This window comes from Pseudarthrobacter sp. ATCC 49987 (assembly GCF_009928425.1).
Taxonomy (GTDB): Bacteria; Actinomycetota; Actinomycetes; order Actinomycetales; family Micrococcaceae; genus Arthrobacter.
Genome location: NZ_JAABNS010000001.1, coordinates 1988413 through 2007214, shown reverse-complemented (window position 1 = coordinate 2007214; position 18802 = coordinate 1988413). Strand labels below are relative to the sequence as shown.

Here is an 18802-nt window from a genome sequence, read left to right as displayed (position 1 = left end):
GGTCGAAAAGGGTGCCCTCGTGTGTATTTCAGTACTGCTCTAACCGCCGCATCCGGGCCGTCAGGAGATCGTCATGGCTGTGAACCACATCGACGTTGCTACGATCGCCGGTTCACCGCCGGTGCCCCGGTCCAAGGGCCGGCTTGTTGTCACCTGGATCACCTCGACCGACCACAAGATCATCGGCTACATGTATCTGATAGCCTCCTTTACCTTTTTCTGCCTGGGCGGAGTCATGGCACTGGCTATCCGGGCCGAGCTGTTCGAGCCCGGGATGCAGATCCTGCAGACCAAGGAGCAGTACAACCAGCTGTTCACCATGCACGGCACCGTGATGCTGCTGATGTTCGCGACCCCGCTGTTCGCCGGCTTCGCCAACGTCATCATGCCGCTCCAGATCGGGGCCCCCGACGTTGCCTTCCCGCGGCTGAACGCGCTGGCCTTCTGGTTCTTCCTGTTCGGCTCCACCATCGCCGTCTCCGGCTTCATCACGCCGCAGGGCGCCGCATCCTTCGGATGGACCGGATACGCGCCGCTGTCCAACACCACGTTCAGCCCCGGCGTGGGCGGTGACCTCTGGGTCTTCGGCCTGGCGCTCTCCGGCTTCGGCACCATCCTTGGCGCGGTCAACTTCATCACCACGATCATCTGCATGCGCGCCCCCGGATTGACCATGTGGCGGATGCCGATCTTCACCTGGAACACCCTGGTCACCGCGATCCTGGTGCTCATGGCGTTCCCGCCGCTGGCCGCCGCCCTGCTCGCCCTCGGAGCGGACCGGAGATTCGGAGCGCATATCTTCGACCCGGAGAACGGCGGCGCCGTCCTCTGGCAGCACCTGTTCTGGTTCTTCGGACACCCCGAGGTGTACATCATCGCGTTGCCGTTCTTCGGCATCGTCTCCGAAATTTTCCCGGTCTTCAGCCGCAAGCCGATCTTCGGCTACAAGGGCCTGGTCTACGCAACCATTGCGATCGCCGCGCTGTCCGTGACCGTGTGGGCGCACCACATGTACGTCACAGGCTCGGTCATGCTGCCGTTCTTTTCCTTCATGACGATGATGATCGCGGTGCCCACCGGGGTGAAGTTCTTCAACTGGATCGGTACGATGTGGGGCGGATCGATCACCTTTGAAACACCCATGCTCTGGAGCATCGGCTTCCTGGCGACGTTCCTCTTCGGCGGTCTGACCGGTGTCATCCTGGCCTCCCCGCCGCTGGACTTCCACGTCACCGACTCCTACTTCGTGGTGGCCCACTTCCACTACGTCGTCTTCGGCACCGTGGTATTTGCGATGTTCGCCGGCTTCTACTTCTGGTGGCCGAAATTCACCGGCAAGATGCTCAACGAACGGCTCGGCAAGATCCACTTCTGGATGCTGTTCCTTGGTTTCCACGGCACGTTCCTGATCCAGCACTGGCTGGGTGTCGAGGGGATGCCCCGGCGCTACGCGGACTACATGCCGCAAGACAATTTCATGTGGATGAACCAGTTCTCCACCTACTCTTCCTTCCTGCTGGGCGCCTCCATGATCCCGTTCTTCTGGAATGTCTACATCACCTGGCGCAGCAACGAGCGGGTCGAAGTGGATGACCCGTGGGGCTTCGGCGCCTCGCTGGAATGGGCAACGTCCTGCCCGCCGCCGCGCCACAACTTCACCTCACTGCCACGGATCCGCTCGGAGCGTCCCGCCCTGGACCTGCACCACCCGGAACTGGCCCTCCGCTCCCATGACGAGTCACACAGCCCGGCCGCCGCAGGACTCGGCGCAGCAGACATCGGCGAACGGGATCTGCGGTCGCCGGATCCCAACGACTGAGATCCCGGCTCCGGGCCGCCCGAATTTGGTTCTACACGGACACCGGCGCCATCTGCCCTGATGGGTCGGGGGCAACGGCCGGGGAGCGTTATCGGGATCCTGGCCGGTTGAGTTGGGCCATCAGTGCCCGGTTCACAGTGTGTGCGGCTTGGAGGTCCTCGGTGAGTGAGGTGACTTTCTGTTCCATTTGGTGGAGGTTGTGGAGTGCGTCGCTTGCCTGCCGTGACAGGGCGGTGTTCTGGGTTGTCAGCTCCTGGACGCGGATGGACTGTGAGTGGGCGTCGGTGCCGTCGACCTGGTCCCCGAGCAGTTCGGAGATCCGGTGCTGGCTTCGTCTGATCTCGTGGCGGAGCCGCTGGTTTTCCTGGCGCAGGAGATCGCGTTCCACCTGAACCGAAGCGGTCGAGTGTTTTGCGGCTCCGTATGACGTGGTTTGCTCTGCGACGCTGGCTTGGGCTTTCCGGATCTCCGAGATCAGAGGTTCCTGCCGCACCAGCCATGGGCTGACGCGGGCGCGGCGGGCGACTTCCGCGACCGTGATGGGAGTTCCTGTGCGCGTCATTGCGTCGATTGCGGCGAGGACGGCTTGTCGCTTTACTTTGCTGTCGTTCCTTCGTTGTTGGACCATTGCCGCTGCCTTGGTTAGCCGAGTGGAACTCATGTGCCGTCCTCGTTGGTTTCTGGTCGGATCCTCAGGCTTCCGACCGGGATGAAGGGTTTTTCGATGGCGGTCGGTATCCCGGTGCGGAGCCTGCGGAGTACGGCGGAGGCTTCCCGGAGGGAGTCCTGTTCGTTGGCGGGGAGGTCGGCAAGGCGCGATTCCTGTGCCTGAACGAGGGTTGTGAAGGCCTCGATTTCATTCTGTGTGTCCGTAATCAGCGAGGGGCACAGGTTTTGGGCGATCTGCCAGGCGAGGTCTTCTTTCATGCGTTCCAGATGTGCCGTGAGGTCCGGCAGGTGGGAGGGGTCCGATCTGAAGAACGTGCATCCGCCGCATTGGAAGCGGGCGGGGCAGGCCTTGCCTCCTGCTTTGATGTTCGTTGGTTCGGTGCAGTTGCCGAACGGCACGGCGACGGCGGCCATGGAGTACAGGTCTTCACCGACGGGGGCGTGGTTGCCGTGTGTGTCGAAGGAGAGCCTTTTGACGGATTCGATGGCTTTGCGTTTTCGTGCGTTGGTCACGGTGTAGTACTTGGCGGTGGTGTCCGCGGATCGGTGGTCCATGAGGCGGCGGAGGGTTTCCTGGGCGACGCCGGCGTCGGCCAGCCGCTGGCAGTAGGAGTGACGGAACGCGTAGGCGAATACGGCGGATTTGGTGAACGGGATCCCGGCTCCGGGGCCGTTGTCCGGTCCGGGAAGGTCAGGGAGTCTGTTGTCGATCCAGTCACGGAGACGGTGGTTGAACCAGGCTGTTTTGAGGTGTTTGTCCCGGGACCGGGGGCGGAAGGTGGGAAAGAGCCATTCCTGCTGTCCGGCCGGCATCTCCGCGATATGCCGGTCCCGGATGGTGAACCACGACTCCAGTGCCTGGGCCGTTTCTGCCCAGATGGGCAGGCGCCGGCCTCTGCGTCTGCCTTTGTCGTTGTTCCACAGCAGGGTGGCTTGGCCGGCGCTGTCGTAGCTGAGGCATTCACGGGTGAGCCCGGCCGTCTCATTGGGCCGCCTTCCGGCGTCGCGAAGGAGGGTCATATAGCAGCTGAACGCTGCCTTGTAGACGTCATTGGGGGCCGCGGCCGAGGCCGGGCTGGTGATTCGCGCCGTGGGCAACTGTTCGAAGAGGTACTCGATGACCGGTTCGGGGATTGCCCGTCCTGTCTCGTCGTCTGCGTCTGTGCCCGGGGCGTCTTCGAGGGAATCCGCAGGTCGTAGTCCAGGGAGAAGGACAGGGTGGTGTTTTCGAACAGGTCCGAGTTCTTCCGGGCGTAGTCGATCATGCCTGTCACGGTCGACCCGAGGAACCGTTTGTAGGAGTTGGCCAGGGGTTTCCCGTCGAGGCGTGTCATGCCGGCGAGGGCCTGTGCGAGCACCTTTCCGTGTTCGCGGGTCAGGTCGGATGCGCTGGTCGGCGGGGAAAGCTGCCGCGCCGCGCATTGGACGATGAAGTCGGTGCACAGCCGTGCGGTGTGGGTGATGAGCGTCGTCGGGGAGGTCTCGGTGGTGGACCGCTCCAGGATCCAGAGCTTGGTCATGTGCCGGGCCCAGTCCAGCGGGATCGGCCGGAAATCGAGAGTAGACATGGATCGCGCGGACGCGCGCCTGTTCGACGAGGTCGTCAGCAGCCCGAAGGGGATGAGGTCCGACTGGAGCAGATCCCCCCGGGTGGACCATGGCACGTAGCGTTCCAGCAGTCTTGCGCGAACCACCCGGAACATTGACCAGGCGTTTACGGAACGGAGGATCCGTCCCTTGGCCGACCTCACCGGCCTGATCGAGACGGCGGACCGGTGCGGACTGCTCAACACCCGCACCGGCACCCTGGACGTCGCCATCCCCAAGCTCCGCCAGGGCTCGTATTTCCCGGACTGGCTGCTGGAGCGCCGCTGCCGCGCCGAGGCCGCCCTGACCACGGTGGTCGCAACCTGCTACCTCCTCGGGGTCTCCACCCGGCGGATGGAAAAACGCGTCGAAACCCTCGGCATTACCCGGCTCTCGAAGTCCCAGGTCTCGGTCATGGCGCAGGACCTGGACGCCCAGGTCGAAGCGTTCCGCACCCGCCCGCTGGACGCCGGTCCCTACGCATTCGTCGCCGCCGACGCCCTCGTCCTGAAAGTCCGGGAAGGCGGGCGCGTGGTCAACGTCCATGCCATGGTCGCCACCGGCGTCAACGCCGACGGCCACCGCGAAGTCCTGGGCATCCAGGCCTCCTCCGCGGAGGACGGGGCCGGCTGGCTGGGCTTCTTCCGGGACCCGACCGCCCGCGGCCTGACCGGCGTGAAGCTGGTAACCTCCGACGCGCACGCCGGGCTGGTCGCCGCGATCGGCGGGACCCTGCCCGGGGCCGCCTGGCAGCGCTGCCGAACGCACTACGCGGCGAACCTCATGGCGGCTACCCTGAAGGCGTCCTGGCCGTGGGTGAAAACCCTCCTGCACTCGGTCTACGACCAGCCCGACGCCGCCGGCGTCCAGGCCCAGTTCGACCGCGTCCTCGATGCCCTGGCCCAGAAGCTGCCCGGCGTCGCGGACCACCTCGAAGCCGCCCGGGACGACATCCTCGCGTTCACGCCCTTTCCCAAAGGACTCTGGCGTCGGGCCTGATCCAACAACCCGCAGGAACGCCTTAACCGGGAAATCCGCCGCTGCACCGATGTCGTCGGGATCTTCCCCGACCGCGCCGCGGTGATCCGGCTCGCCGGCGCCGTGCTGGCCGAACAGCTTGATGAATGGATCGAATCCCGCCGCTACCTCGGTTTGGACCTCATCCAACAATCACAGACCGTCGGCGCCACCCCAGCTACTGCAGAACAGGAGGACACCAACCCAGAACTGGTGCTCAGCGCCCAACCCGTCCCAAGAATCGCGCAGCTACCCTGCTACACCACGCAAATGGACTTGACCAGGTACAGATCACCAGAAACATTTCGCACGGCATGGCCAGCATCCTTCCAGGCCAGCCTTCCGGCAAGCCAGATCAGATGTCACTATCCGTGCAGTTGACCCGCAGTAACGCCACAGTAACGCCACAGTAACGCTCCTATTGGTTCACTGAGCCGTAGCCAGTGTCGCGCTAGCAAAATTACTCACCCAGCCGGCAATCCAAGGAGACAAAATGCCGACTCTTCAACTGCAGTCGATTCAATGTCACGGAACTGAGGATTGGACAGGCCCTGATGAGTCCTATCTTCTAATCGGTGGCCGGAAGGTGTGGGGCTCCCAGAGTATGAACGATGGCGCCTAAGAACCGTTAACCCAAGTACCGGGCGTCCCCTTTAGAAACAGCCTTCGTCTGTCCCTTTACGATCAGGACTCGGGGCTATGGGATGACGACGACTACTTGGGCAGCTGGGTTGTTTGGGGCGGCGAGCATACACAGGGTGAAAAGGAAGCTCGTTTCAATTGGGATGGTGCAGATTTTTCGATTTTCTACATCGTAAATCCTTAGTACTTCTCTGTTGGGATAACAGGCCATAGTTGCAGGCCAGCTCTGTTCCTGAAGACAAAGTGGGACACAATGACGGACATCGGAACCGGATTCCTCAACGGGATCGAAGCCTTCGCCAATTCACGCCTCGGCGACATGAGCGGCACCTCCTTCAAGGACACGGTGCCGTTCCTCGAGTCGATTGTCACCTTCGGCGTCGTCGGCGACGTAAAGCCGACCTTCGAGAAGCTCAAGGCCGACATTAAGGCCGCCGTTGACCTGGTCAAACCGATTGCCGACAAGATCAAGAAGCAGACCGAGCTCATCGCCAAGATGGTGAAGGAGTCGGCAGATGACATCGACAAGGACGACTTCAACGTCGACACCGCGGCTCGAGTCGCCGTGCGCATCGGCATGGCCCTCGCCGCCATGGACGAGGCGTTCAACATCGTCGCCAAGGAGCTGGCCAAGAAGGCGGACGGCTCCGTCGACGAGGCCATCCGTTCCGGCCTGATGGACTTCTGGAACCCGTGGGCGCAGCCGTTCAAGAATCTCGGCGCCGGTTCCGGCAAGCTCCTGAACAGCTTCGGGAAGAACGTGCTCGGCGTCGATGACCTGGTGAAGAAACTCGGCGGCAACCTCGCCCTGGACCGCACCGACGGAAAGTTCATCCTGGCTGCCACGTTCCTCCGCTCCGGCCAGGTGAAGCTCGGCGCGATGACGCTCGACCAGGTGACGTTCGAGGCGTTCCTGCAGTTCAGCGACCGCGAGATCGTGAACCCGACGGCGGAGGAGAAGACCGGCCTGTTGGAGCGCGACGGCAAGTGGTTCATCGGCGACGTGGCGATCCTCGGTCTGCGCTTCCGCACCATCCTGCAGCCCGGCCTCACGAGCGATCCCTTGTTGGCGAAGGTCATGCCGGGCTCCGAAGATCCGAAGGCGACGACCCTCACGACGGTCTCGCTCGACACCGGACAGGGGTTCTACATCGGTGACGGCCGTGGCAATGAGAAGGCGGTCCTGCCCACGCGGTTCTCGTTCCCCGGGGTCGAACTGCGCGAGGTGGCGTTCGGGCTGGTGCGCAACCCGGCTCGTGAGGTCACTGGATTCGAACTGACCACGTCAATCGCAGCGAAGCTGGGCGCTGTCATCGGGCTGCAGATCGTCGGCTCCGGTTTCGTCGTGACTCCCGAGGGCGTGGCCGAGCAACAGGCCGTCTTCAACCTCCCCGTCTCCCCACGCTGGCCGGATGCGATCGGCCTGCGAGTGAAGGCCGGCCCCGTCACGGGCGGCGGGTTCATCCAACGCGTCGAACGCACCTACAAGGTCGGTGGGCAGGACGTGAAGCGGGTCGAGTTCGGCGGGGTCGTCCAGTTGCAGATCCTCAAGTTCGGCCTGTCGGCCATCGTCATCCTCTCGCCCGACCCGTTCTCCATCGTGCTCGTCATCGGCGTGCGCTTCCCCGTGGCCATCGACCTCAGCATGGGATTCACGCTGAACGGAATCGGCGGCATCCTGGCACTCAACCGCGGTCTCGACCTCGAAGAGCTGCGCTCCGGAATGAAGGAGCACATCCTCGACAAGATGCTGTTCCCCGACAACCCTGTCGCCGAGGCGCCCAAGCTGCTCGACAAGGTGGCGCACGTGTTCCCGCCGAAGGACGGCGGCTTCGTCTTCGGCCCGATCGTCGAACTCGGCTGGGGCTCGCAGGCGAAGTTCGTGGAGATGAAGCTCGGCGTGGTGCTCGCGCTTCCCGATCCGATGATCGTCATCCTCGGCTCCCTGCGGGTGCGAGTGCCGACGAAGGAGGCGCCGATAACCGACATCCGCGCTGACGTCTTCGTGGCAATCACCCCCGACTACCTGCTGCTGTTCGCGAGCATGCGCGACTCCACCGTGGCCGGCATCAAGATCTCGGGTGACCTCGGCCTCTACATCCAGTGGTCGGGCAACGGAGCGTTCGAGTTCTCGGTCGGCGGCTTTCACCCCGAGTACGAGAAGCTGACGGGCGGCAAGCCGAAGCTCGGCGACATGGACAGGGTCACCATCGACCTCTCGCCGTCCAAGGCGATCAGCTTCGTCATCAAGGCCTACTTCGCCATCACGGCCGGCTCGGTCATGCTCGGCGTCGACGGGCGCCTCAACGCGGACTTCTCAGTCATCGTGGCGAAGGCCTGGCTCACACTCGACATGATCTTCATCTGGGCGCCGCGCTTCGCCTTCAAGATCACCATCGAGGTTGGCGTCGAGGTGGAGCTGCTCGGCTTCACGCTCTGCTCCATCGTCTTCCGCGGCTCGCTCGAGGGGACCAAACCGTTCCGCCTGGCGGGCCACATCAAGGTCGACGTCTGGTTCCTCCCCACCTTCGACGAGGACCTCGGGCCCGTCGAGTGGGGTGAGAAGCCGCCGCCGATCCTCGCCACGGTCGATGCCCTCCAGATCGCCGCAGCGGCGATGAACGAGCCCGACGCCTGGAAGGTGCAGCTGCCCGACCACGCCGCGCAACTCGTCACCCTGGTCGAGGTCGACGACATCCAGGGCCGAATCGCGCATCCGCTGGCCGGCGTCGAGGTGTCGCAGACCCAGGTGCCCCTGGGCGTCAAGATCGCGCGCATCGGCTCGGCAGCGGTCAAGGCCGACATGGTGGCCATCGGCACGCCGACGGCGACCCCCGACTCCGGGCTCGTCGGTGCTGTCAGCGAGCTCAAGACGGCGTTCGCGCCCGGGCAGTTCTTCGCGCTCGAGGACGAGTCGCTGCTCGCCCGCTCGGGCTTTGAGGAGATGACCGGCGGGTGCCGCATCGCTGCTGCCACCACCCCGAAAGTCGGCGCCCAGACCTCGGCGACGGTGGCGTACCAGACCTACGTGCGCAACCCAGACGAGCCGTCGGCGATGATCGAGTTCGCGGGGACGTTCGCCACCCTCGCCGGCTCTTACGCCACGAAGACCAACGTGGGCAGGGCTGTGAGCGAGGTCGGGAATCCGTACGTGCAACCGGCACCGCCGAATGCCGCAGTCACGGTCTCCGACAAGGGCACGTCGAGGATCGCGGATGCCGCCACCGGTGTGGCCCTGCTCGCCGGCCTCGGCGAACTGAGCGCCACGCAGGCCGCGCTCGTGACAACCGCCGTCAACACCGAGAGCGCCGCAACAGCGACGCGCATGATCGTGAAGGGGTGACCTGATGGCCGACCTGGATGCCATCGCAGCGAGCGTCGTCGCGCCGCTCGCCCGTACAGCCACCCATGTGGTGCGCGACGCCTTCGCCCTGGCGATCGCTCCGGAGGACGAATTCGACGAGAGCGCCGTGGCGATCGAGTCGCTCGAGTTCGCGTCGACGGTCGTCGGCGGTCTCGCCGCAGCAGCGAGCGCTCCGCCCGCCGGTAGCGTGCGTTCCAGCTCCCGGGTGGAGGTGCCACTGGCCGACAGCGCCGGAGGAGCGGCATCCGCAGCCCTCTCGGTGACCCTGTATGGTCCGGGCGACGTGCGCGGCATCGACCCGGCGCAGATCGTGCGTCGCTTCCCCGCCCCGGGTGCCCGCACAGCCGAGGAGACCGTGCTGGCCCACATCGAGTTCGACCGCCCCGAGCTGCCGTGGGCATTCAGCGCCGCCAAGCAGACTCCGGTCATGCGCCCCTGGCTCACCCTCGTCGTGCTCGAGCGCTCGGCCGTCACACGCGAACCGGCGTCCACCGCACTGCTCCCCGTTTTCCAGGTGGCGCTCGCGCAACTGCCGACGCTCACCCGCGCCGACCTCTGGGCGCATGCCCAGGCGCCGGCCACGACGACGGGGCAGGATCTCTCCGCCCGGTTCTCACCTGCCCACGCTCCCGTCAACCTGTCGCGGGTCATCTCGCCGCGCATCCTGAAGCAGGACACCGACTACATCGCGGCCCTCGTGCCGACGACCGACGTGGGCGTGCGCGGAGGCCTCGGCCTCACCGGCGGCAGCCTCGACCCTGCATGGACCAGTTCCTCGCCCGACCCGATGCGCCTCCCGGTCTACGACAGCTGGGAGTTCCGCACCGGTCCCGACGGCGACTTCCGCTCGCTCGCGAACAAGCTGCAGGGCATCGCGGCACCCTATGAGGTCGGGCGCAAGTTCATCGACACGTCGCAGCCCGGCAAGCCGCTGCGGGCCCTCGGCGCCGATGAGGTCGGGCGCAAGCAGGTGCTGCGCTGCGCCCTGTTCTCGCCGAGCGCGCCGTCAACTCCGCAGCAGCAGATCGCGGAGACGGCTGTCTGGCCCGACGCCATGGTCGACGACCTGCACGCCGAACTCGATCTGCCGGCCGCCATCGAGGGCACGCAGAAGCAGACGGATGGCGTGCCTGACCTGCCCATCATCGGCCCGCGTATCTACGCCAAGCTGCACCGCGGCAGCGCCGTCATCGAGGGCTCAGACTGGTTCGCCGAGCTGAATCTCGCTCCGGTGAAGCGCATCGTGGGTGGGCTCGGCACCCGCGTGGTGCAGCGGGACCAGGAGCGGCTGATGCAGTCGGCGTGGGCCCAGCTCGGCGAGGTGGAGGCGGCGAATCGCGCCATCCGGCTGGCACAGCTGGCAGAACTGCTCGCCACCAGGCTTCACGGCAGGCTCAGTGAGCTGCAGGCCGGGCACCTGCTCCAGGTCGCCGCTCCTCTCGCCACCCGTATCTCGGTCGCCGCGGGCAGCACTCTGTTCGCCGATGTGGTTCTGAGTGCGACCCCGGTCGCAGCGACCAGGAGCGCCTTTCGGCGGGTCACCCGCCCGGCCGGACCGATGATTAGGAGAACGGATGCCGCCTCCCGCCGACGCGCCGGCAACGTCGTGGGAACCGACGCGGGGCTCCGCGACTTCACCCGGGTGTACACGAACCCCGAGGGCATCGGGCGGCTGACGGCCGACGTCGTCGCCCACCTCGACCTGAAGCTCGTCGGCGCGGCGATCGGCGCTCCGGTCGACACGATCGGCGGCCTGTTGACGGAGGCGAACGCACGCGTCGAGGGCAACGGTGGCTTCGCCACCTACCTCACCGAGCCGAGCCGCTGGAAGGCGGTCGACACCGGCTTCGACCTGGGCGCGGACATCGCCACCCGGTGGAGCGAGCGGCTGCTGCGCGCGTCATCCGTTCCCGCGGTCGAGTCCATCCGCGCCCAGCGCATCGGCCCGCTCGCCGCCGAACTCTCGCTCTCGAAGGCGACGATCGCTGGCCCTCTGCGCGAGCGCCTGAAGGGTACGGCCGTGATGCTGAACGACCAGGTGCTGGTCGACCTTGGCGTCGTCGACGTGCGCCCCATCGGCGTCGGCCCTGTCGTCGCACCGTTCAACCCCCGCGCGCCGATCATCAGGCGATCGCCCATCGGCGGCGCGGTGGGCCGCCTCCCGCAGGGCGGTGGCGCGGTGCGGGTTCCCCTCGGCGGAGGCGAATTCCGTCGCGTCCCGGTCGAAGGCCACGTGCTCATCGGCTGGCGAGGCCTCAGGGTCATCGACGCGCAGCACCTCAAGAAGCTCGGCGACATGAGGGACGCGGCCGAACTCGACGCCGGGCTAGCGCAGTTCGCAGAGCTGGCCGAGGTGAAGCTCACCCCCGCCCTCGACCGCATCAACGAGCTTCCGCTCGACGTGCTGCGCGCCGAGATGACGTCGCTCATCGATCCCGGGGCCCTGCTCACGATCGACGCCGTGCCGCACCGCGACGCCCTGGCCGTCGCATCCGCCGCCATCGCCGCGGCGATCGATCCACGGCACACTGTGCGCGCGTCCCTCGCCGGTCGACTGCACCTCAGTGCCGGCCTCGCCGATCGCTGGTTCGCCCAACCGCGTATCGCGCCGATCATGGCGGCGCCGCGTTTCGACCGTCCGATGTACCGCGCACTCGAGGAGTACGACCGGGAGTGGCTCGTTCCCGGGCTCGGCCTGCTGCCGGCCGCCGACTTCGTCACGGTGCTCTCCACCAACAGTGAGTTCATGGCGGCATTCTTCGTCGGCCTGAGCGACGAGATGGGGCGGGAGCTGCTCTGGCGGGGCTACCCGACCGATCAGCGCGGCACCTACTTCCACCGCTTCTGGAACCCAACAGTCGACGAGCTGGCGACGCCCATCCACCTGTTTCCGGCGACGCCCCTGGCGTCGCAGATCTTCCTCGGCGGCGGCGACGGCCGCGCCGTGATCGTGGTCAAGAGCGAGCTTGTGCGCCGTTTCCCCGATCTCATCATCCAGGCGGTGAAGAACCAGGGCACCGTGCGCGATCCGGTTTTCGAGAAGGTCGGCTCGCCGCAGCAGACCGCCAGCGTGCTGTTCTCCGAGGTGCTCGATCCCGACATCGCGCTCGTGGGCGTCGACCTCTCCGTCGACGAACTCGACGGGGAGCAGTGGTGGATCACCATCGCCGAGCATCCGAGCGCTACCCGATTCCAGCGACCGGCCGATACCCAGCTGCCGGCCGGCCAGAAGCACCTCACCGACACAGCACCGCATTCCGCAGCCTATGCCGAGAAGCACCTGCACCGTCCGGTGCGGGTCGCGTTCCAGGCGACGGACCTGATCGTGAGAGAGGCGTAGACCATGCCCGTCGAGACCCCAGCCGTACTGGCCAGAGTTCGCGAGCGCATCGCCATCCTGGCCGAGAAGCGCCGAACGCTCATCCGCCGGCCGGCCGACCACGGGCGCCGCGGCGAGATTCTCGTGCTCGACGACGACCTGCGCGAGATCATCGGCGGGCTGCGGGATCGCCTCGACCCATGCGATGCATCTCCCGAGGTGCCCCTTGTGCTGCTGCCCGTACGCATCGAGAGCAAGCTGACTCCGGGAACGTCGACGCTTCGGGTGCGCATCTCGCCCGACGAGGCACACATCGACAGCCTGCTGCGCGCGGTGACGGATGCCGAGGTCGCCGCCGGCGTGGCCTACTGGTCGGCCGTCTGGATCGACGACGCCGATGCGGTCGCCTGGCCGGCACTCAACGCGGCCGTCGGGGAACGCCGCGCCGGGTGGGTGGCCGAGGCCACGACGCCCACCAACCTCGCCATCCGAGGACAGGGCGTCCCGACCTTCCCGGCATTGCCGGAGGAGGTGGCCCACGGCACCGTCGCCCGTTGCCTTCCCGACCAGTTCGTGGTGCGGGTGTTCCCGAACGGAGCAGCGCCGATCACGGTGACCGGCTCGCCGGTGGCGACCGACGTGCCGCTGTCGCCGATCGCGTTCGGCGACGACGCACTGAATCAGGTGGCCGGCCTGACCGTGCCGGTCGGCTCGGAGTGGACAGTCGACTTCGAGGCGGCACAGAGCGCGGGCCTGGGGGTGGAGGTGCAGCTGCCCGGCGGCACCACTCTCATCGACCGCATCGTGGTGGTCGGAACGCGCAACTCGGTGTCGGAAGAGGCCAACGCCGCCGACTTCGTCGACCTCCTCACCAGCCACAGGTTCAGCGACGGCGTCTCGCTGCTGGCCGCCGGAACCGCCACCAACAATGCGGATGCCGAACGCTCGCCCTATCGCCCGGCCGCGAGCGCGGGCGCCCCGCCTGTGGAATCGCGCACGCCGTCGCGGGACGCCAGCCGGCTCGCGGCAGCCCTCGGCCTCGACGCCGCATCCGTCGAGCATCTCATCCCCGCCGGACCGGTCTCGACCCAGGACGAGGCTCAGGCCGCCGCCAATACCGCACTCTGGTTCGCCACCTGGGAGCCTGTGCTCGAACGCCTCGATGACCTCGCCATCCCCGCGGTCACCCCGGGAAGCATCGAGTCTGCCCGGCGCCTGCACCGCGACCACGTGCGCGGAGCGGGGTCTGCCCCCGCGCTGCGCATCGGCGCCCAGCCCTACGGCGTGTTGCCGGTCACGGATCTCGATGCCTGGCGACCGCGCTCCGGCGAGACCACGGCCCAGCTCGTGCCGCTTATCCGGCGCACGCTCGCCCGCTGGGTGAGCCGATCACCCGTCGTTCCCCATGTGCGTCCCGGCGGACAGCTCGATGACCAGGACCTGCTCGACATGCTCGGCACCAGCCCCGTGGCCACCGGCGTGCGCGCCCGACCGGCGGTCGATGGCCCGCAGCTCGCCGCATTCGCCGCCGCGACCGGAGCGGATCCCGCCCAGCTGCTGGCCGAGGCTCACCTGCGAACGGCCGTACTAGCGCAGTTCTCGGTCGACGCGGCCAAGATCCTGTCGACTCCGGCGCCGCACGATGACTCCCGCACCATCGGCCTGCCCCTCGTTTCAGAGCGCGACGCCGAGGTCGTGGCCGAGATTCTGGCCGGGACGACGCCGAAGGTCGACAGCGTACTTCAGGCCCTGCTCGACATCGCATGGGACAGCGCCAAGCGACTGCGGTTCCGCGCCGCGCCCCAGGAGTTCGTTGGCCCACTGCTCGACTTCGTGCAGCTCGACCCCGAGATCAGGAGGGTCGTCACGATGGCGGCATCCGCCGATGCCGCCGTCGACGATACCGCCCCTGAGCGCTTCTTCGCCGCCGCCGAGAGGGTTGCCGCCGTGCAGCACTTCGACGGCCAGCCGACCGAGCGTGTGAGCATCGCCGCCATCGAACCGGTGGCCGAGGCCCGCACCTCTCTGGCGCAGGTGGCGCTTGACCTCGGCGACACCGCGCAGGCGAGGTGGCTGGGCAGCAGCGCCATCACCGAACTGCTCTACGCCTTCGGCGTGGGCGGCGAGGTGCGAGCCGCCATGATCGCGCTCGCGGCGGCCCCGCTCGACGAGCGCCGCATCGCCGTCGCCTCTGCGCTGGATCTTGCATCCCACCGAATCGACGCGTGGGCGACGGGCGTCGCGACTGCACGCCGTGCCAGCCTCGCGGCAACCGCCCCCGTCGGAATGACCATTGGCGCATTCGGCTACGTCGAGCAGATCCGCCTCGGAGTGGCCCGGAGCGATCCGGATGGCTGGATCCACGCGCCCAGCAGCTCGCACGCCGTCGCCGCCGGCGTCCTGGCGAGCGCCCACCGCTCCAACATCGGCGCACTGCCCGGGAAGCAGCCGTTCGCCATCGACCTGTCCAGTCGGCGCGGCGTCGAACTCCGGCGCGTGCTCGAGGGAGTCGCGGCCGGACAGTCGATCGGCGCCCTGCTCGGTTACCAGATCGAACGCGGCCTCGCCGGAACCTCGGCGGCCCGGTTCCAGCTGAGCCTGCGGCAGATCGCGCCCGCCGCCACCGACCAACTCGGCAACGACGAGGCGCAGGAGGTCGCGGCAGCACGCGTCGCCGCCGCCGATGTCGTCGACGGCGCAGAACTGCTGCGGCTGTTCCCGCTCGACACGCTCACCGCGGCCAACCCGCCGCTGCGCGCCCGGCTCACCCTCAAGCCCGACAACGCATTCGTCGAGAATTGGGACCCCGTGTCGAACGCGGAGTGGGACCTCCTGGCCGCGGCCATGCGCGGAGCCGCGGCCACACTCGACGCCGTCTCGGACGCCCTTCTGAGTGAGAGCGTCCTGCAGTACTCCTCGGGCAACCCGTCCCGCGCCTCCGCTGCGATGGATGCCATGGCCAGCGGCGCCGCCGTCGACCCCGACCTGGGCGTCCTCGGCGTACGCCAGACCGGACGCATCCTCACCCACGGCGTGTTCGCGGCCATCCCAGCCGATGCGACCGGCTGGTCGAACACCCGCCCCCGTGCCCTCGCCGAACCACGGCTGGAAGCCTGGGCGGCGCGTCGCCTCGGTGATCCCGCCGACATCGCGGTGACGGACACCCCCAACCGTCACACCCTCGCCGAGGCCGGCTGGGCTGCCCTCGACCTGGTCTTCGCGGACGATGCGGCATCACTCGACCGTGAGCTGCGCGCGGCCATACCCGCACTGGACGACTCCCCGCTGGCCGCCGGACTGCTGCGCGCCGCCGCTCTCGCCGGGAGCCTCCGCTCGCTCGCAGCCGGAGGAACCCCGCTCGGCCCCGACTCCCTCGTGCGCACCGGCGTTGCCCCGGAACGCCGGATCGACACCGACGAACTCCTCGCGCGCGTCGGTGCCGTGCTCGACGCCCTCGCCACTGTGCTCGCCTCCGGCCAGGCGGTCATCGCCGCCATCGACTCCGACAGCCTGGCCGTCGAGGAGGATGCCGTGGCTGACGTCATCGACGCCGTGCGCGGGCTCGCGGCCTTCGGCGTCCCCTTGGTTCCGGATGCCGCGATTCCGGCGAACGTCGCCTGGGCCGTCGGCGCGTGGCAGGCGGCGTTCGCACGGTTGGGGCAGGCACGGGCGACGCTCGTCGCCCTGCGCGACCCGGCGCGCGAAACCCCGGCCACCACCGGCGAGATCGTCGATGCCTGCCGCGCCGTGGCCGAGGGGATTCTCGGCGACGGTTTCCTGCTCCTGCCCCTGCTGGCGAAGCCCGCCGGCATCGACTCGTTCCACACAGCCATCACCATGCCGGCGATGACGAAGCAGCCGACGCGTGCCCACCTCAACGCCTTCGTGCGTGATCACGCCACAGTTCGGGCAGGGGTCGGGCGCCTCGCCGAGGCGCAGCTGCTCGGTGGGGCCCTCGGCATCCCTATCCCGCTGCGCATCGTGCAGCTCACCGAGCACGACGACGTCACCGGAAACCCGGCTGCGGGCACGGAGCGCTGGCTGGCCGGACCACTGCCCGACGACATCCCCTGGCCGGCGGCATCCGCGAGCCACCTGGTCGTCGAACTCGTCGGCGGCCATGACGACTTCGCCGGCTCATTCGCCGGACTCGCAATTGACGGCTGGTCCGAGACCCTGCCGTTCCAACCAGATCCCCGGGCATTCGATCCGGCGGCGCCCGATAACCCGCTGCGTGCGGCACGGGCCACCACCGGGCTCGCCGTACACGCCAACCAGGCATCGGCCAGGGCGCCGCAGGTGCTGCTCTCCGCGGTGTCGCCGGACGGCAACCGGTGGACGACCGATTCCGTCGTGGCGACGGTGCTGGAGGCCGTGGACCTGGCCAAGGCCCGGCTGGTCACCTATGAGCACACGCCGGGAGACGCGGCCATCCTGCCCGCCATCTACGTGGCGAGCCCCTGGTTGCAGATCCGTACAGGGCTCCAGTTCACGGAGCTGGCCAAAGTGAAATGGTCCGGGGTCGGCATTCCGTTCCTTTCGGAGGTGAAGTGATGGCCGTCAAGATTCCCATCGACATGATGGTCAGCGAGGTGACCGACCAGAACCTGGCGGGGATCTTGAAGCTGCTGCAGGTTGCCGACCCACCGGCCATGGTGCGGCTCGAGCCCGACTCGATCACCGGCGACCCGGCTCCGGGTGCCGAGGCGCGCATCGGCGATGCCGCGTGGATGCTCGGTCGGCAGTGGCAGTTCGGCGAGCTCACCGGCGAGGATGCCGGTTCCGTCGTGTCGGTGCATGTGGCCTCGAGCGCGCTGCCGATCACGGCCTGGGCACCTCTGTCGGGCGACTCGATCGATATGGCCGGCGCCGACTGGCGGCCGTGGCGCGAGGGGGCGCTTCTCGAAGAGCTCATCCAGGACGTCCCTGAGCTCGCGTTCGGCGACGGTGTGCGACAGCGCGCCGAGGCAGGAGCCCAGCTCGTGGACCTCCTGGCGGACGCCGGCGAAGAGACGCTCGCACGCTCGCTCACGGTGCGGCATCCGCTCGCTCTCGACGATGACCCGAACGATCCACTAGGACTCGACGACCCGCAGGCCGCCCGCCTGTTCGCTGTTCTCGGCGGTGCCGTTCCCGACGGGGGGACACTCGCCGGCGAGTTGCGCGCCGGGGATCCCGACTGGATCGGCGAGGCGATGGATGCCGCAGCCGCACGTGCTGCGATCGCCGAGTGGCTGGCCTGGCTGGGCGGCGAGCCCGACTCCGGCGGCGCCTGGTCGACCGAGCGCCTGGAGTACCGGTTCGCACTGCGCTTTGGCGACAAGACCAACGCCGTGTTCGCCCGGGGTACCCAGTTCGGCTCGGCATCCGTACGATGGAGCGACCTCGAATGGGTCGAGGGCGCCAGCGTCGAGCTACCCGGCGAGGCACCGTCCGGCACCCCCGTCGGCAGCGAGGCGACCATGCTCGCCACCCCGCTGCGGTTCCCCGGTATGCCGGCCGACCGCTACTGGCAGCTCGAGGACGGCGCCGTCGACGTGGGCGCCATCGAGGCGCAGACCAACGACCTCGCGAGGCTCTGCCTCGCCGAATTCGCGTTGTCCTCGGGTGACGACTGGCTGGTCGTGCCTGTCGACGGCCTGCTCGGCGCGGTCAACAGGGTCGGAACCGTGACCCTGACCGACGACTTCGGCGACGCGGTGACGGTTCCGGAGCTCGACGATCCCGCGTTCACCATGTTCGGCGTTACCTCGGCGGCCGGGCGGATGCTCCCCGGCATCGTGCTGCCTCCCGTGGCCGTCGGCACACTCGTGGGCGAAGCCCTCGAAGACGTGCTGTTCCTGCGCGACGAGATGGCGAACATGGCGTGGGCCATCGAGAACTCGGTGCAGGGGCGAAGCGGCGACCCGCGGCGGCGCGCGAGCGAGCGGCCGCCCGCCCCCGATCCGTGGCCGGAGGGTCTCAGCCAAGAGGAACGGGCGTACAGATTGCAATCACCCGTGCCAGCGCACTGGATCCCGCTGGCACCCGTGGCGCTGACGCCCGGTCGGGTGTCGCTACGCAAGGCCGCGCTGCTGCACGACGGAGTCCCCGTCGTGCCGCGCGGCATTACACTGCGTCCGACGCCCCTCACTTTCCCCGGCGAGGAACTGCCGCGGGAGGGCTTGCATCTGCGCGCCGTCCCGGTGCTGGCGCGGCGGGCCGACGGGCGCTACGCGCGGTGGGCGGCCTATCGGGTGCGCACAGGCCGGGGCGAGGCCTCCAGCCGCCTCGCCTGGGACTCGGCCCTGTCGTTCACGGACATGACTCATCCGCCGACAGCGTAGTAGGTCCGCGCCTTGAGGCGGCGCGGCATCTGTGTCGAAGTCAAGGGTCAGGGGCGCGA

Annotated in this window: 8 protein-coding genes and 1 pseudogene; 6 read left to right on the top strand and 3 right to left on the bottom strand. The window is 67.8% G+C overall.

The features are described 5' to 3' along the window. Nucleotides 1-73: 73 nt before the first annotated feature. Nucleotides 74-1819 carry an aa3-type cytochrome oxidase subunit I gene (ctaD, locus tag GXK59_RS09490; protein WP_160666266.1) on the top strand — a complete coding sequence of 582 codons (1746 nt, stop codon included), beginning with the start codon at nucleotides 74-76 and terminating at the stop codon, nucleotides 1817-1819. 88 nt (nucleotides 1820-1907) lie between these two features. On the opposite strand, the gene GXK59_RS09485 is transcribed toward ctaD, so the two are convergent. From GXK59_RS09485 to GXK59_RS09475, 3 genes are read right to left on the bottom strand one after another with little or no spacing between them, the layout of a single operon-like run. Further along, nucleotides 1908-2447, bottom strand: coding sequence for a DUF6262 family protein (locus tag GXK59_RS09485; RefSeq protein WP_237393849.1), 540 nt, complete (start codon nucleotides 2445-2447; stop codon nucleotides 1908-1910). A gap of 29 nt (nucleotides 2448-2476) precedes the next feature. Further along, nucleotides 2477-3508 (bottom strand): tyrosine-type recombinase/integrase, encoded by a 1032-nt coding sequence (locus GXK59_RS09480; RefSeq protein ID WP_160666262.1) that lies wholly within the window; start codon nucleotides 3506-3508, stop codon nucleotides 2477-2479. Then, on the bottom strand, nucleotides 3505-4056 hold the full coding sequence (locus tag GXK59_RS09475) for a hypothetical protein (RefSeq protein ID WP_160666260.1): 552 nt from the start codon (nucleotides 4054-4056) through the stop codon (nucleotides 3505-3507). The genes GXK59_RS09480 and GXK59_RS09475 overlap by 4 nt, the downstream gene beginning before the upstream one ends. A 220-nt stretch (nucleotides 4057-4276) precedes the next feature. Between GXK59_RS09475 and GXK59_RS09470 the strand changes: the two are divergent. The 5 genes and pseudogenes from GXK59_RS09470 to GXK59_RS09445 all read left to right on the top strand — a co-directional run. Further along, nucleotides 4277-5311 (top strand): annotated as a pseudogene (locus GXK59_RS09470) (IS256 family transposase); the annotation flags it as partial. 676 nt (nucleotides 5312-5987) lie between these two features. Continuing rightward, entirely contained in the window at nucleotides 5988-9077 is a 3090-nt protein-coding gene (locus tag GXK59_RS09460; protein ID WP_160666258.1) for a DUF6603 domain-containing protein, read from the top strand. A 4-nt stretch (nucleotides 9078-9081) separates the two neighbouring features. After that, complete coding sequence (locus GXK59_RS09455) at nucleotides 9082-12438, top strand: hypothetical protein (protein WP_160666256.1); 3357 nt, start codon at nucleotides 9082-9084, stop codon at nucleotides 12436-12438. 123 nt (nucleotides 12439-12561) lie between these two features. Then, the gene (locus tag GXK59_RS09450; protein ID WP_160666254.1) at nucleotides 12562-16971 is read left to right on the top strand and encodes a hypothetical protein; all 4410 of its coding nucleotides are present in this window, start codon (nucleotides 12562-12564) and stop codon (nucleotides 16969-16971) included. Continuing rightward, a complete protein-coding gene (locus tag GXK59_RS09445) occupies nucleotides 16971-18743 on the top strand; it encodes a hypothetical protein (protein WP_160666252.1) in 1773 nt (590 codons plus the stop codon). Before GXK59_RS09450 ends, GXK59_RS09445 begins: the two co-directional genes overlap by 1 nt. The last annotated feature ends 59 nt before the right edge of the window (nucleotides 18744-18802 follow it).

Excerpts from the sequence above, each read along its gene's own strand:
- ctaD (WP_160666266.1), top strand. The coding sequence starts at position 74 with ATGGCTGTGAACCACATCGACGTTGCTACGATCGCCGGTTCACCGCCG.
- GXK59_RS09445 (WP_160666252.1), top strand. The coding sequence starts at position 16,971 with ATGGCCGTCAAGATTCCCATCGACATGATGGTCAGCGAGGTGACCGAC.
- GXK59_RS09480 (WP_160666262.1), bottom strand. The coding sequence starts at position 3,508 with ATGACCCTCCTTCGCGACGCCGGAAGGCGGCCCAATGAGACGGCCGGG.
- GXK59_RS09475 (WP_160666260.1), bottom strand. The coding sequence starts at position 4,056 with ATGTCTACTCTCGATTTCCGGCCGATCCCGCTGGACTGGGCCCGGCAC.
- GXK59_RS09455 (WP_160666256.1), top strand. The coding sequence starts at position 9,082 with ATGGCCGACCTGGATGCCATCGCAGCGAGCGTCGTCGCGCCGCTCGCC.
- GXK59_RS09485 (WP_237393849.1), bottom strand. The coding sequence starts at position 2,447 with ATGGTCCAACAACGAAGGAACGACAGCAAAGTAAAGCGACAAGCCGTC.
- GXK59_RS09460 (WP_160666258.1), top strand. The coding sequence starts at position 5,988 with ATGACGGACATCGGAACCGGATTCCTCAACGGGATCGAAGCCTTCGCC.